Origin of the sequence: Kitasatospora sp. NPDC056327 (assembly GCF_042261735.1) — a bacterium.
Lineage (GTDB): Bacteria > Actinomycetota > Actinomycetes > Streptomycetales > Streptomycetaceae > Kitasatospora.
The window spans coordinates 25,762-38,672 of the sequence record NZ_JBHJRC010000041.1 but is presented as its reverse complement, the minus strand read 5'-3'; the positions used below and the strand labels follow the sequence as shown (position 1 = coordinate 38,672).

13 protein-coding genes are annotated in these 12,911 nt (G+C 73.4%); 7 read left to right on the top strand and 6 right to left on the bottom strand.

Annotated features, from left to right (window positions below; all coding sequences use genetic code 11):
* Window positions 1–179: 179 nt before the first annotated feature.
* From whiA to uvrA, 6 genes are all read right to left on the bottom strand, one after another.
* Window positions 180–1,160 carry a DNA-binding protein WhiA gene (gene whiA, locus ACFCX4_RS09140; RefSeq protein WP_376139986.1) on the bottom strand — a complete coding sequence of 327 codons (981 nt, stop codon included), beginning with the start codon at window positions 1,158–1,160 and terminating at the stop codon, window positions 180–182.
* The gene (gene yvcK / locus ACFCX4_RS09135; protein ID WP_376139985.1) at window positions 1,151–2,299 is read right to left on the bottom strand and encodes a uridine diphosphate-N-acetylglucosamine-binding protein YvcK; all 1,149 of its coding nucleotides are present in this window, start codon (window positions 2,297–2,299) and stop codon (window positions 1,151–1,153) included. The genes whiA and yvcK overlap by 10 nt, the downstream gene beginning before the upstream one ends.
* Window positions 2,300–2,362: 63 nt before the next feature.
* Complete coding sequence (gene rapZ / locus ACFCX4_RS09130) at window positions 2,363–3,274, bottom strand: RNase adapter RapZ (protein ID WP_376139984.1); 912 nt, start codon at window positions 3,272–3,274, stop codon at window positions 2,363–2,365.
* 118 nt (window positions 3,275–3,392) lie between these two features.
* Window positions 3,393–5,447 carry an excinuclease ABC subunit UvrC gene (uvrC, locus tag ACFCX4_RS09125; protein ID WP_376139983.1) on the bottom strand — a complete coding sequence of 685 codons (2,055 nt, stop codon included), beginning with the start codon at window positions 5,445–5,447 and terminating at the stop codon, window positions 3,393–3,395.
* A 74-nt stretch (window positions 5,448–5,521) separates the two neighbouring features.
* Entirely contained in the window at window positions 5,522–5,953 is a 432-nt protein-coding gene (locus ACFCX4_RS09120; RefSeq protein ID WP_376139982.1) for a Rieske (2Fe-2S) protein, read from the bottom strand.
* Between the two features lie 125 nt (window positions 5,954–6,078).
* Window positions 6,079–9,054 (bottom strand): excinuclease ABC subunit UvrA, encoded by a 2,976-nt coding sequence (gene uvrA / locus ACFCX4_RS09115; RefSeq protein ID WP_376139981.1) that lies wholly within the window; start codon window positions 9,052–9,054, stop codon window positions 6,079–6,081.
* A 268-nt stretch (window positions 9,055–9,322) separates the two neighbouring features.
* On the opposite strand from uvrA, the gene ACFCX4_RS09110 reads away from it, so the two are divergent.
* From ACFCX4_RS09110 to ACFCX4_RS09080, 7 genes are all read left to right on the top strand, one after another.
* Window positions 9,323–10,087 (top strand): maleylpyruvate isomerase family mycothiol-dependent enzyme, encoded by a 765-nt coding sequence (locus ACFCX4_RS09110; RefSeq protein ID WP_376139980.1) that lies wholly within the window; start codon window positions 9,323–9,325, stop codon window positions 10,085–10,087.
* A 57-nt stretch (window positions 10,088–10,144) separates the two neighbouring features.
* Window positions 10,145–10,792, top strand: coding sequence for an MBL fold metallo-hydrolase (locus ACFCX4_RS09105; RefSeq protein ID WP_376139979.1), 648 nt, complete (start codon window positions 10,145–10,147; stop codon window positions 10,790–10,792).
* A 104-nt stretch (window positions 10,793–10,896) separates the two neighbouring features.
* The gene (locus tag ACFCX4_RS09100; protein ID WP_376139978.1) at window positions 10,897–11,376 is read left to right on the top strand and encodes a hypothetical protein; all 480 of its coding nucleotides are present in this window, start codon (window positions 10,897–10,899) and stop codon (window positions 11,374–11,376) included.
* The gene (locus ACFCX4_RS09095; protein ID WP_376139977.1) at window positions 11,373–12,002 is read left to right on the top strand and encodes an RNA polymerase sigma factor; all 630 of its coding nucleotides are present in this window, start codon (window positions 11,373–11,375) and stop codon (window positions 12,000–12,002) included. The genes ACFCX4_RS09100 and ACFCX4_RS09095 overlap by 4 nt, the downstream gene beginning before the upstream one ends.
* Complete coding sequence (locus tag ACFCX4_RS09090; RefSeq protein WP_376139976.1) at window positions 11,999–12,352, top strand: hypothetical protein; 354 nt, start codon at window positions 11,999–12,001, stop codon at window positions 12,350–12,352. The genes ACFCX4_RS09095 and ACFCX4_RS09090 overlap by 4 nt, the downstream gene beginning before the upstream one ends.
* A complete protein-coding gene (locus ACFCX4_RS09085; RefSeq protein WP_376139975.1) occupies window positions 12,349–12,540 on the top strand; it encodes a hypothetical protein in 192 nt (63 codons plus the stop codon). Before ACFCX4_RS09090 ends, ACFCX4_RS09085 begins: the two co-directional genes overlap by 4 nt.
* Window positions 12,537–12,896: a DUF6907 domain-containing protein gene (locus ACFCX4_RS09080; protein WP_376139974.1), complete on the top strand. Its 360-nt coding sequence runs from the start codon at window positions 12,537–12,539 to the stop codon at window positions 12,894–12,896. Before ACFCX4_RS09085 ends, ACFCX4_RS09080 begins: the two co-directional genes overlap by 4 nt.
* Window positions 12,897–12,911: the final 15 nt, after the last annotated feature.

Below are 12,911 nucleotides of genomic sequence, written 5' to 3'. Positions count from 1 at the left end.
TTTTGGTCGGGGGGGAGGTGTTTTTTTTACACCCCCCCGGGGGGGGGCCCGCGGAAGCGGGCACCGGCGGAGAGATCAGCACCGGGCGCGGCCGTCAAGCCCCCGTCGCCGGAAGGACCGGAGGAACGGGAGGAAGCGGACGGACCGGACGGCGCGGCCGGGGCGCGGGCGGCCCGGCGTCAGCTGAGCGCCATCTCGTCGGTGAGGTTGGCCTCGGTGCTCGGCAGGCCCAGCTCCGAGGCGCGCTTGTCGGCCATCGCCAGCAGCCGGCGGATCCGCCCGGCCACCGCGTCCTTGGTCAGCGGCGGGTCGGCGAGCGCACCCAGCTCCTCCAGCGAGGCCTGCTTGTGCTGCATCCGCAGCTGGCCGGCGGCCGCCAGGTGCTCGGGCACCTCCTCGCCGAGGATCTCCAGCGCGCGCTGGACCCGGGCGCCGGCCGCCACCGCGGCCCGGGCCGAGCGGCGCAGGTTGGCGTCGTCGAAGTTGGCCAGCCGGTTCGCGGTGGCCCGGACCTCGCGCCGCATCCGGCGCTCCTCCCAGGCCAGCACCGACTCGTGCGCGCCGAGCCTGGTCAGCAGCGCGCCGATCGCGTCGCCGTCCCGGATCACCACCCGGTCCACCCCGCGCACCTCGCGGGCCTTGGCCGGGATGCCCAGCCGGCGGGCGGCGCCGACCAGGGCGAGGGCCGCCTCCGAGCCGGGGCAGGTGATCTCCAGCGAGGACGAGCGGCCGGGCTCGGTGAGCGAGCCGTGCGCCAGGAAGGCCCCGCGCCAGGCCGCCTCGGCGTCACAGGTGGCCCCGGAGACCACCGCCGGGGGCAGGCCCCGGATCGGGCGGCCGCGGCCGTCCACGAGGCCGGTCTGGCGCGCGAGCAGCTCGCCGTCCTTGACCACCCGGACCACGTACCGGCTGCCGCGCCGCAGGCCGCCGGGGGCCATCACGACCAGGTCCGAGGAGTGTCCGAAGATCTCCAGCAGGTCCTTGCGCAGACGCCGGGCGGCGGCTCCGGTGTCGAGCTCCGCCTCGATCACGATCCGGCCGCTCACGATGTGCAGGCCGCCCGCGAAACGCAGGATCGCCGACACCTCCGCCTTGCGGCAGCAGGCCCGGGTGACCGGGAGCCGGCTGATTTCGTCCTTCACCGCTGGAGTCATCGCCATGGCCCGATCCTTCCATGTGTCCGGAAAATCCGGTCGTACGCCGCCGCCAAGAGCTCCGGGTCGTGTCGCGGCGTGCCGTCGGTGCGGGCGACCCGGCCGAGCACCAGGGCTGCCCCCATCCGCTCGGCGGCCTTCTCCAGGCCGTCCAGGTCCGCCTGGCCGAAGGCGCCGCCGGTGACGGCGCGCTCGTCCACCAGGATCGCATCAACGGCGAGCCCGGGAGCGTGGTCGGCGATGACGTCCAGGTGACGTTGCGGGGTGAAGCCCTCGGTCTCGCCGGGCTGCGGGGCCAGGTTCAGGGTGAGCAGACGCCGGGCGCGGGTCTCCACCAGGGCCTTGACCAGCTCGGGGACCAGCAGGTGCGGAAGGACGCTGGTGAACCAGGAACCGGGGCCGAGCACCACCCAGTCCGCCTCCCGGACGGCGGTGACCGCCTCCGGCACGGCGGGCGGCTCGTCCGGCAGGAGCCGGACGGACTGCACGGTGCCGGGGGTGACCGCCACGCTGGCCTGGCCCCGGACCGCGGCCACCTCGGCCGGGAAGGCCGGGTCGTGGCCGCGGACCATCGCCTCGATGTCCAGCGGGACCGCCGACATCGGCAGCACCCGGCCCTGCACGTTGAGCAGCCGGCCGACCCAGTCCAGGGCGGCGACCGGGTCGCCGAGCTTCTCCCAGAGTGCGACGATCAGCAGGTTGCCGACCGCGTGGCCGCCCAGCTCGCCGCTGCCGGTGAAGCGCTGCTGGATCACCTCGGACCAGGTGCGGCCCCAGTCGTCGTCGCCGCAGAGCGCGGCGAGCGCCTTGCGGAGGTCGCCGGGCGGCAGCACCCCGAGCTCCTCGCGGAGCCGGCCGCTGGAGCCGCCGTCGTCGGCCACGGTGACCACGGCGGTGAGGTCGCTGGTGAGCCGGCGCAGCGCGGAGAGCGAGGCGGACAGGCCCTGGCCGCCGCCCAGGGCGGTGATCCGGGGCGCCTGGCTGGCTCGGGAGGCCTGGTGGGGCCTCGGTGCCGGGTGGGGACGGGCCGGGCCGGTGCGGGCCGCCCCGGTGCGGGGCCGGCCGGTCGCGGTGGACCGGGCCGGGGCCCCACTCCGGTCGGCGGTCTTGTCCTGGAACTGCCGCCCGGGCACGTATCCCGTCACACCTACCTCGCGTTCCTCTTGCCCGCCGCCGGCCTCCGCCGGCGGGCCGGCAGGGTGCGGCGGCTACTCCCGTCCCATGTCACGGTGGACGAGCACCGTTTCCACGCCGTCGGCGATGAGACGCTTCGTCAGGCGCTCGGACATCGCGACGCTGCGGTGCTTGCCACCGGTGCAGCCTACGGCAAGGGTCATGTAACGCTTCCCCTCCCGGCGGTACCCCTCGGTGATGATCCGCAGCAACTCCGCGTAACCGTTGAGGAACTCGTTGGCCCCGGGCTGCTGGAAGACGTAGTCGGCGACGTCCGCGTCGGTGCCGGTGCGGGCCCGCAGCTCGGGCACCCAGTGCGGGTTGGGCAGGAAGCGGCAGTCCACCACGAGGTCGGCGTCGACCGGCAGGCCGTACTTGAAGCCGAAGGACATCACGGTGGCGCGCAGCTCGGGCTCGTCGTGGTCGGCGAACTGGGCGTCGAGCTTGGCCCGCAGCTGGTGGACGTTGAGGTTGGAGGTGTCGATCACCAGGTCGGCCTCGCCGCGCAGCTCGCGCAGCAGGTCTCGCTCCTGGGCGATGCCGTCGACGATCCGGCCGTCGGCCTGGAGCGGGTGCGGGCGGCGCACGCTCTCGAAGCGGCGCACCAGCGCGTCGTCGGAGGAGTCGAGGAAGACGACGCGCAGCCGCACGCCGCGCTTCTCCAGCTCGTCCAGCGAGGTCAGCAGGTCGTCGAAGAACTGCCGGCCGCGGACGTCCACGACGGCGCCGATCCGGGCGACGTTGCCCTGGGAGCGGGCCCCGAGGTCGACCATGGTCGGGATGAGGGCCGGCGGCAGGTTGTCGACGACGAACCAGCCCAGGTCCTCCAGACACTTGGCGGCGGTGGAGCGGCCCGCTCCGGACATGCCGGAGATGATCACCAGCTCCGGGGTGTTCTCCCCGCCGGCCTCGGGCCGGACGGTCCCCCCGTAATCGGACACGGTCACTTCGGTTCCCCGCTCTCGGTGGTTCTGCTGTGGAGAACGCGCGGCGCACGGGCACGCTTCCCCGGCCCACTCGGACGAGTGGGGCCGGGGCGCGCCGGCTGACGGGCGGCGTCGGCCGTCATGGCGTCTCCTGGATGGGTGCGGTCTCGGGCGCCGCGGGCGCCGGCTCGGCGGCGCCGTCCTCGATGATCTCGCCCGTGGCGGTGTTCACGGCTGGTGCGGCAGGTGTACGGGACGACAACGCCGCCGCAACGGTCTCCGCCGTCCGCCGGCCGATGCCGGGGACCGTGCAGAGTTCGTCGACGGTGGCCGCCCGGAGCTTCTTCAGCGAGCCGAAGTGCTTGAGCAGCGCCTGACGGCGAGTCTCGCCGAGGCCGGGGACGGAGTCCAGTTCTCCGGCGGTGAGTCGCTTGGAACGCTTGCCGCGCTGGTAGGTGATGGCGAAGCGGTGGGCCTCGTCGCGGACCCGCTGCAGCAGGTAGAGGCCCTCGCTGGTGCGCGGGAGGACGACCGGGTCGTCCTCGCCGGGCAGCCAGACCTCCTCCAGTCGCTTGGCGAGGCCGCACAGGGCGACGTCGTCGATGCCGAGTTCGTCCAGGGCCCGCCGGGCGGCGGCGACCTGGGGCTGTCCGCCGTCGACGACGAGCAGCTGCGGCGGGTAGGCGAAGCGCTTGGGACGGCCTTCCTCGGTGCGCGGGCCCTCCTCCCCCGCGGCCCCGTCGTCCGGGCCGGTCTCGGGGACGGCCCACTCGCCGGTCTGCTCGCGCTCCCGGAGGTAGCGGCGGAAGCGGCGGCCGATCACCTCGTGCATCGAGCGGACGTCGTCCTGGCCCTCGAAGCCCTTGATCTGGAAGCGGCGGTACTCGCTCTTGCGCGCCAGGCCGTCCTCGAAGACGACCATCGAGGCCACCACGTCCTCGCCCTGGAGGTGGGAGATGTCGAAGCACTCGATGCGCAGCGGGACGCTGTCCAGCTCCAGCGCGTCGGCGATCTCCTGGAGGGCGCGGCTGCGGGTGGTGAGGTCGGAGGCGCGCTTGGTCTTGTGCAGCGCGAGCGCCTGCTGGGCGTTGCGCTGCACGGTGGCCATGAGGTCCTTCTTGTCGCCGCGCTGCGGGATGCGCAGGTCGACCTGGGCACCGCGCAGGCCGCTCAGCCACTCGCGGACCGGCTCGGCCGGATCGGGCAGCGCGGGCACGAGCACCTCGCGCGGCACGGACTCGTCGCGGTCGTCGCCGGCCGCGGCGCCGTAGAGCTGCTGGAGGGCGTGCTCGACCAGGCCCGCGGTGTCGACGTCCTCGACCTTGTCGGTGACCCAGCCGCGCTGGCCGCGCACCCGGCCGCCGCGGACGTGGAAGATCTGGACGGCGGCCTCCAGTTCGTCCTCGGCGACGGCCAGCAGGTCGGCGTCGGTGGCGTCGGCGAGGACGATGGCGTTCTTCTCCATCGCCCGCTTGAGGGCACCGATGTCGTCGCGCAGCCGGGCGGCCTTCTCGTACTCCATGTCGGCGGCGGCCTCCTGCATCGCGGTCTCCAGCCGGCGCAGGTAGTTGCCGGTGCGGCCGGCCATGAAGTCGCAGAAGTCCTCGGCGAGGGCGCGGTGCTCCTCGGGGGAGACCCGGCCGACGCAGGGCGCGGCACACTTGCCGATGTAGCCGAGCAGGCAGGGACGGCCGATCTGGCGGGCGCGCCTGAAGACGCCGTTGGAGCAGGTGCGGACCGGGAAGACGCGCAGCAGCAGGTCGACGGTCTCGCGGATCGCCCAGGCGTGGCCGTAGGGGCCGAAGTAGCGGACGCCCTTCTTGTGCGCGCCGCGCATCACCTGGACCCGGGGGTACTCCTCGTCGAGGGTGACCGCGAGTTCCGGATAGCTCTTGTCGTCCCGGTACTTGACGTTGAAGCGGGGGTCGAACTCCTTGATCCAGGAGTACTCCAGCTGGAGCGCCTCGACCTCGGTGGAGACCACGGTCCACTCCACCGAGGCGGCGGTGGTGACCATGGTCGCGGTGCGCGGGTGCAGCCCGGCGAGGTCCTGGAAGTAGGAGGACAGCCGGGGCCGCAGGCTCTTGGCCTTGCCGACGTAGATGACCCGCCCGTGGGCGTCGCGGAACTTGTAGACGCCGGGCGAGGTCGGGATCGCGCCCGGCGCCGGGCGGTAGGTGGACGGGTCAGCCATGGGTCCACCGTACCGACTCGGGGCGGGGGTGCGTGCGGGAGATCATCGGGAGCCCGGCTCCCTCGTCAACTGCTTCAGCGCGGGGTCACCTTGAGGTTGCCGCCCTCGACCGCCACGGTGTACTCGGGCAGCGGGGTGGGGGCCGGGCCGTCCAGCACGGCGCCGTCGGTGATGCCGAACAGGCTGCCGTGACAGGGGCATTGGATCTTCTGGTTCCTGACCTGGTCGACGATGCAGCCGGCGTGGGTGCACTTGGCGCTGAACGCCCGGTACTGGCCCTCGGTGGGCTGGGTGACGACGATCTTCTTCTCGCGGTAGACGGTGCCGCCGCCGACCGGGACGGCGGAGGCGGGGCCGACGTCGACCGGGGTCCCGGCCGCGGAGCCGGAGTCCGACGAGGAGGAGCAGCCGGACACGGCGAGGGTGCCGCCGGCGGCGAGGACGGCCGCGGCTCCGCAGAGCAGGGTGCGGCGGGTGGGAGCGGGGCTCTCGGGGGCCTCGGACATGGCGTGGGCTCCTGGTTCGACGGCGGCGGCGCGGCTGCGGGCCGCCCGGAAGTCTATGCTCCGCCGACCCGCCCGCCCCCCGGGACGACGGGGGGCGGGCGGGTGCGGGCGAGCCGGGCCGGGCGCTACGGGCGCGCCGCCGTGGTGCGCTTGCGCGGGGCCTTCGCGGCGGTCTTGGCCGCCGTCTTGGCCGCGGTCTTCGCGGTCTTCGCCGCCGACTTGGCCGGCGCCTTGGCCCTGGCCGGGGCCGCGTCGCCGGGGGCGTCCGGCAGGATGTCGCGCAGGAACTTGCCGGTGTGGCTCTGGGCGACGGCGGCGATCTCCTCGGGGGTGCCCTCGGCGACCACGGTGCCGCCGCCGGAGCCGCCCTCGGGGCCCATGTCGACGATCCAGTCGGCGGTCTTGATGACATCGAGGTTGTGCTCGATGACGATCACCGTGTTGCCCTTGTCCACGAGGCCGGAGAGCACCTTGATCAGCTTGCTGATGTCCTCGAAGTGCAGACCGGTGGTGGGCTCGTCCAGCACGTAGACGGTGCGGCCGGTGGAGCGCTTCTGCAGCTCGGAGGCGAGCTTGACGCGCTGCGCCTCGCCGCCGGACAGGGTCGGCGCGGACTGGCCCAGCCGGACGTAGCCGAGGCCGACGTCGTTGAGCGTCCGCAGGTGCCGGGCGATCGCCGGGACGGCCTCGAAGAAGCCGAGGGCCTCCTCGATCGGCATGTCCAGCACCTCGGCGATGGACCTGCCCTTGTAGTGGACCTCCAGCGTCTCCCGGTTGTACCGGGCGCCGTGGCAGACCTCGCACGGCACGTAGACGTCGGGCAGGAAGTTCATCTCGATCTTGATGGTGCCGTCGCCGGAGCAGTTCTCGCAGCGGCCGCCCTTGACGTTGAACGAGAACCGGCCGGGCAGGTAGCCGCGGACCTTGGCCTCCTGGGTCTCCGCGAAGAGCCGCCGGACGTGGTCGAACACGCCGGTGTAGGTGGCCGGGTTGGAGCGCGGGGTGCGGCCGATCGGCGACTGGTCGACGTGCACCACCTTGTCCACCAGCTCGGTGCCGGTGATCCGGGTGTGCCGGCCGGGCACGGTGCGGGCGCCGTTCAGCTCCCGCGCGAGGTGGGTGTAGAGGATGTCGTTGACCAGGGTGGACTTGCCCGAGCCGGAGACGCCGGTGATCGCGGTGAAGGTGCCCAGCGGGAAGCCGACCGTGACGTCCTTGAGGTTGTGCTCGCGGGCGCCGTGCACGGTGAGCCGGCGCTTCCGGTCCCAGGTCCGGCGGGTCTCCGGGACCGGGATGGCGCGCTTGCCGGACAGGTACTGACCGGTCAGCGACTCCTCGTTGGCGAGCAGTTCCTTCAGCGAGCCGGAGTGCACGACCCTGCCGCCGTGCTCACCGGCGCCGGGGCCGATGTCGACCACCCAGTCGGCCATCTTGATGGTGTCCTCGTCGTGCTCGACGACGATCAGCGTGTTGCCGATGTCGCGCAGCCGGACGAGGGTCTCGATCAGCCGGTGGTTGTCGCGCTGGTGCAGGCCGATGGACGGCTCGTCCAGCACGTAGAGCACGCCGACCAGGCCGGAGCCGATCTGGGTGGCGAGCCGGATGCGCTGGGCCTCGCCGCCGGAGAGCGTGCCGGCCGCGCGGTCCAGCGAGAGGTAGTCCAGGCCGACGTCGACCAGGAACCGCAGTCGCTCGTTGACCTCCTTGAGGACGCGCTCGGCGATCTGCTTGTCCCGGGCGTTGAGCTTCATCGCGCCGAGGAAGTCCGAGCAGTCGCTGATCGACATCGAGGAGACGTCGGCGATCGAGCGGTCCTCGACGGTGACCGCCAGCACGACCGGCTTGAGCCGGGTGCCGCGGCAGGTCGGGCAGGGCACCTCGCGCATGTAGCCCTCGAAGCGCTCGCGGCTGGAGTCGCTCTCGGCCTCCTGGTGACGGCGCTGGATGAAGGGCACCGCGCCCTCGAAACCGGTGGTGTAGGAGCGGTCGCGCCCGTAGCGGTTGCGGTAGCGGACCTCGACCTGGTGCTTGTGGCCGTAGAGCAGCGCCTTCTTGGCGCGGGCCGGCAGCCCCGCCCAGGGGAGGTCGGTGCGGAAGCCCAGCTCGCCGGCCAGCGCGTCGATCAGCCGCTGGAAGTACTCCTTGGTGTGGCCGCCGGACCACGGGTGGATGGCGCCCTCGTCCAGCGAGCGCTCCTCGTCGGGCACCACCAGCTCCGGGTCCACCTCCATCCGGTTGCCGAGGCCGGAGCAGTCCGGGCAGGCGCCGAACGGCGAGTTGAAGGAGAACGAGCGCGGCTCCAGCTCCTCGAACGACACGTCGTCGTACGGGCAGTAGAGGTGCTCGGAGTACATCCGCTCGCGCTCGGGGTCGTCCTCCGGGAGGTCGACGAAGTCGAGCACGACCATGCCGCCGCCCAGCCGCAGGGCGGTCTCCACCGAGTCGGTCAGGCGGCGCTTGGCGCTCGCCTTGACCGTGAGGCGGTCGATGACCACCTCGACGGTGTGCTTCTCCTGCTTCTTGAGCTTGGGCGGCTCGGCGAGCTGGACCGTCTCGCCGTCCACCCGGGCGCGGGCGTAGCCCTTGGCCTGGAGGTCGGCGAAGAGGTCGACGAACTCGCCCTTGCGCTCGCGCACCACCGGGCTGAGGACCTGGAACCGGGTGCCCTCGGCGAGTTCGAGCACCTTGTCGACGACGGCCTGCGGGGACTGCTTGGCGATCGGGCGCCCGCAGTGCGGGCAGTGCGGCTTGCCGATCCGGGCGAACAGCAGACGGAGGTAGTCGTAGACCTCGGTGATGGTGCCGACGGTCGAGCGGGGGTTGCGGTTGGTGGACTTCTGGTCGATCGAGACGGCCGGGGAGAGGCCCTCGATGAAGTCCACGTCGGGCTTGTCCATCTGGCCCAGGAACTGGCGGGCGTAGGACGACAGCGACTCGACGTAGCGGCGCTGGCCCTCGGCGAAGATCGTGTCGAAGGCGAGCGAGGACTTGCCGGAGCCGGAGAGGCCCGTGAAGACGATGAGGGAGTCGCGGGGCAGGTCGAGCGAGACGTTCTTGAGGTTGTGCTCGCGAGCACCGCGGACGATGAGGCGGTCGGCCACTGCTTCTGGCGCCTTTCTCCGGGGCGAGATGGCTGGGGAACGAAAGGTGTGCTTCTTCCAGGATGCGGCAGCCAGCCTACTAGCTCACGCGTTCGATTCTCGACCACGTCCGGCCGGGTCCACCCGAACGAGTGAGGGCGACGTGTGGAGCCTTGACGAGCGGGCCGAAAAGCCCCTGCTCGGCAGTGCGCGGCAGCGGTAGCGTCGGCTGTTCAACGAGCGGAGCCCCGCGCGGGCAACGCGCAGTCCCCCACCGAAGGCCGATCCGATGACCGACCCGCAGTCCGCCGCCCCCGCCGCCACCGCCGCGCACTACCTGGACCTGGTCGGGGAGGGCACCCGGCACCTGCTGCACACCGTCGCCGGGCTCGGGCCCGGGGCCGTCGCCGAACCCTCCGGGCTGCCCGGCTGGACCCGCGGCCACGTGCTCAGCCACCTCGCCCGCAACGCCGACTCCCTGGTCAACCTGCTGGACGGCGCCCGCACCGGCACCGACATCCCCCAGTACGCGAGCGAGGAGGCCCGCGACCGGGGCATCGAGGAGGGCGCGCCCCGCCCGGCGGACGTGCAGCTCGCCGACCTGCGCGCCACCGCCGGACGCTTCGCCGCCTCCGCCGCCCTGCTGCCCCCGCAGGCCTGGGCCGGCGAGGTCCGGCACCGCAGCGGCTACCTCTTCCCGGCCTTCGACGTCCCGTGGAAGCGCGTGATGGAGATCGAGTACCACCACGTCGACCTGGACGCCGGCTACACCCCCGCGCACTGGCCGGAGGAGTTCGCCGTCGCCGAGTTCCGCCGGCTCTCCGCCCGGCTGGCCGGCGCCGCCCTGCCCGGCGTCGCCCTGACCGCCGAGGACACCGGCGACCACGCCGTCATCGGCGGCGACGGACCCGCCCTCGCCGTCGAGGGACCGGTCCGGGCCCTGCTCGCCTGGCTCTCCGGCCGCGCCGCCGGGGACGGCCTCCTGGTCCACCGGGACGGCGTCCAGCTCCCGGACGCCCGCACCGCCCTCCCCGCCCTCCCCCCGCTGGGCTGATCGCCCCGCCAGGCGCGAGGATGACCCTGACCCTGTAGCACGACGAGGAGCGGACGGATGACGTACCACGGAGCGGTCAAGGTCGGCGGACCGCCGGACGTGCGCGAGCTGGCCCATCTGATCATCACCAAGGTGGCGGTCGGCCCCTACGACAACAACGCCTACCTGCTGCGGTGCCGGGACACCGACGAGCAGCTGCTGATCGACGCCGCGGCGGACGGCCCGGTGCTGCTGGAGACGGTGGGCCCGAACCTGGCCACCGTGGTCACCACCCACCGGCACCACGACCACTGGGGGGCGCTGGCCGAGGTGGTCGCCGCCACCGGCGCCCGCACGGCGGCCGGGCGGATCGACGCCGAGGCGATCGAGGTGCCGACCGACCTGCCGCTGGACGACGGCGACACCCTCGCGGTGGGCCGCTGCACGCTGACCGTCCGGCACCTGGTCGGGCACACCCCCGGGGCGATCGTGCTCGTCTACGACGACCCCCAGGGCCACCCGCACGTGTTCACCGGGGACTGCCTCTTCCCCGGCGGTCCCGGAAGGACAACAACGCCGGAGGAGTTCAGGTCCCTCATGGGCGGGCTGGAAGAGAAGGTCTTCCCGCTCCCCGACGAGTCCTGGATCTATCCGGGCCACGGGAACGACACCACGCTCGGAGCGGAACGTCCGCAGATCCCGGGCTGGTGGGAACGCGGCTGGTAAACAGCCGACCGGGGCCGCCTGCATCAATGCAAGCGGCCCCACCGGGTGTTAGCGCACCACGGCAGGGCCTCCCGAACTCACCTGAGTCGAACAGGGAGCCCAAGTTGTTCCAGCTTCTCATGCCCGGCAAGTCCAGCCTGGCCCTCGCCCGCACCGCGGTCCGTGCTATCCGCTCGGTCGTCACCCCGGCGAGCCTCTTCACCACCCCCGCCCCGGCGCCGGCCCCCGGGCCCGTGACCGCCCCGGACCCCGACGGCCTGTACGGGCCGGACGAGATGCCCGCGGCCGACGACATCGCCGCCGCGTCCCGCGCCTACCACGACGCCGCCGACCAGGCCCGCCGCGCCGACCGCGGAAAGCGCGGCGCCCGCAAGATCCTCGACCGCCTCCCCGCCGGCGTGTACGGGGCGTGGAGGGTCGACCGCGTCTCCTCCGCCCGGCAGACCGCGGACCTGGAGGCCATCCGCCGGATCTTCAAGGAGCACGGGCTCGGCCCGGTGCCGATGAAGGCCTCGGCGCCGTCGCTGAAGGTCACCCGCGTGCAGGCCCCGGCCGTCCTGGCGCCCGTGGCGGTGGCCGCGTGAACGCCACCGACACCGCCCGGGCGTTCGACGCCATCTACCGCGAGCACACCGGCTACATCACCCGCTACATCCTTCGGCACCTGTTCACCCCGGACCGGGACCTTGCCGACGACCTCACGTCCGAGACGTTCCTGCTCCTGTGGCGCAAGATGTCCGACGGCCTGGTCGTCGAGCATCCCCGCGCGCTGCTGCAGATGATGGCCGGCCGGGTCATCGCCGACCACTTCAGGCGGGCCAGCTCGCGGGAGACCGCGATGGACTTCGGGGCCAGCAACGTCACCGAGGCGGCCTCGGGTGCCGCGGACACCCCGCACCTCGCGGGCCTGTTCGAGGACCTGGAGTCGGCGAAGGACGTGCTGGCGCGGGCCGCGGAGACGTACCGGGCCGCGTACCGGCGGGCGTCGCTGGCGAAGACCGCGTTGGGGAACTCGCTGAGCCCGGAGGCGGTGGCGCGGGCCGGGGCCCGGCTGGAGTCGGCCGGGCAGGTGCGGGAGGCCGCGCTGGAGGCGTTCGCCGCCGCCGGCCGGGCGGTCGCGCTGGTCCGGGCGGCGTGGAACACCGGGGCGGGCGAGCTTCACGGCCTCGGCCTGGGCGCGGGTGTCGCGCAGATGGCGGGTGCCCGATGAGCGAGAACCCGATCGAGAAGTCCGCGGCCCCGGAGATGGGCGTGCTGCCCGCCGTCGCCGCCCTCCACATGCTCCTCGCCACCCGCCCGCAGCTCGCCGTCCTGCCCACCCAGTGGCTGATGGAGCCCGGCAAGGGCCGGGTCGCGGTCCTCATCCACGGGCGCGATGAGAAGGCCGCCGCCGCGTACGAGGAGCTGGCCGACGCGCTCGGCGGGGACCAGATCGCCGGCAACCCGTACGAGCACCGCGGTGCGTGGTGGCAGGCGCGGTACCTGGAGACCGTCTTCGGCGGGGTCGAGTTCCTGGTGTCCGCGCACGTCGCGGTCGACGGGCCGGAGGCCGGGCGGTGAGCCGGCCGTCGAAGGTGGCGCGGCCGACCGAGGACGCCGCGCTCGCCCGGGTCAGCGAGCCGCGCAAGCCGTCGGTCCTGTTCCTGCTGCTGAACCTTCGCGTGGCGGTGCGGCGCCGGGACCGGTGCGCGGTCGAGCTGATCCGCGCCCTGCTGGCCCGCGCGGCCAGGTCGGCGGTGCCGGCGTGAGCGGCACGGTGGGTGTGGTCCTGGCCGGCGGCCTGGTCGTGGACGTGCCGGAGCCCGGCTGGTGCGCGGGTGCGCACGGCGGGGGTCTGGCGCTGGAGGACCTGCTGCACGAGGGCCCGGAGATGCACCTGGAGGTGGCGACCCGCTACGGGCCGCGCAGGGTGCTGACCGCGTCGGTGACGCAGTACCCGTTCGCGTCGGACGCGGCCCGCCGGGCGCCGGTGGGGTCGGTCGACCTGGGCGGCGAGTGGTTCGAGCTCGACGCGGCCGGGCTGGCGGGGCTGGCGGACGGCCTGTCGGGGTACGCCCGCAGGCTGCGCGAGCTGGCCGGCGCCCTGCCCTCCGCCGGGGTCTGACCCGGCGCATGGAAC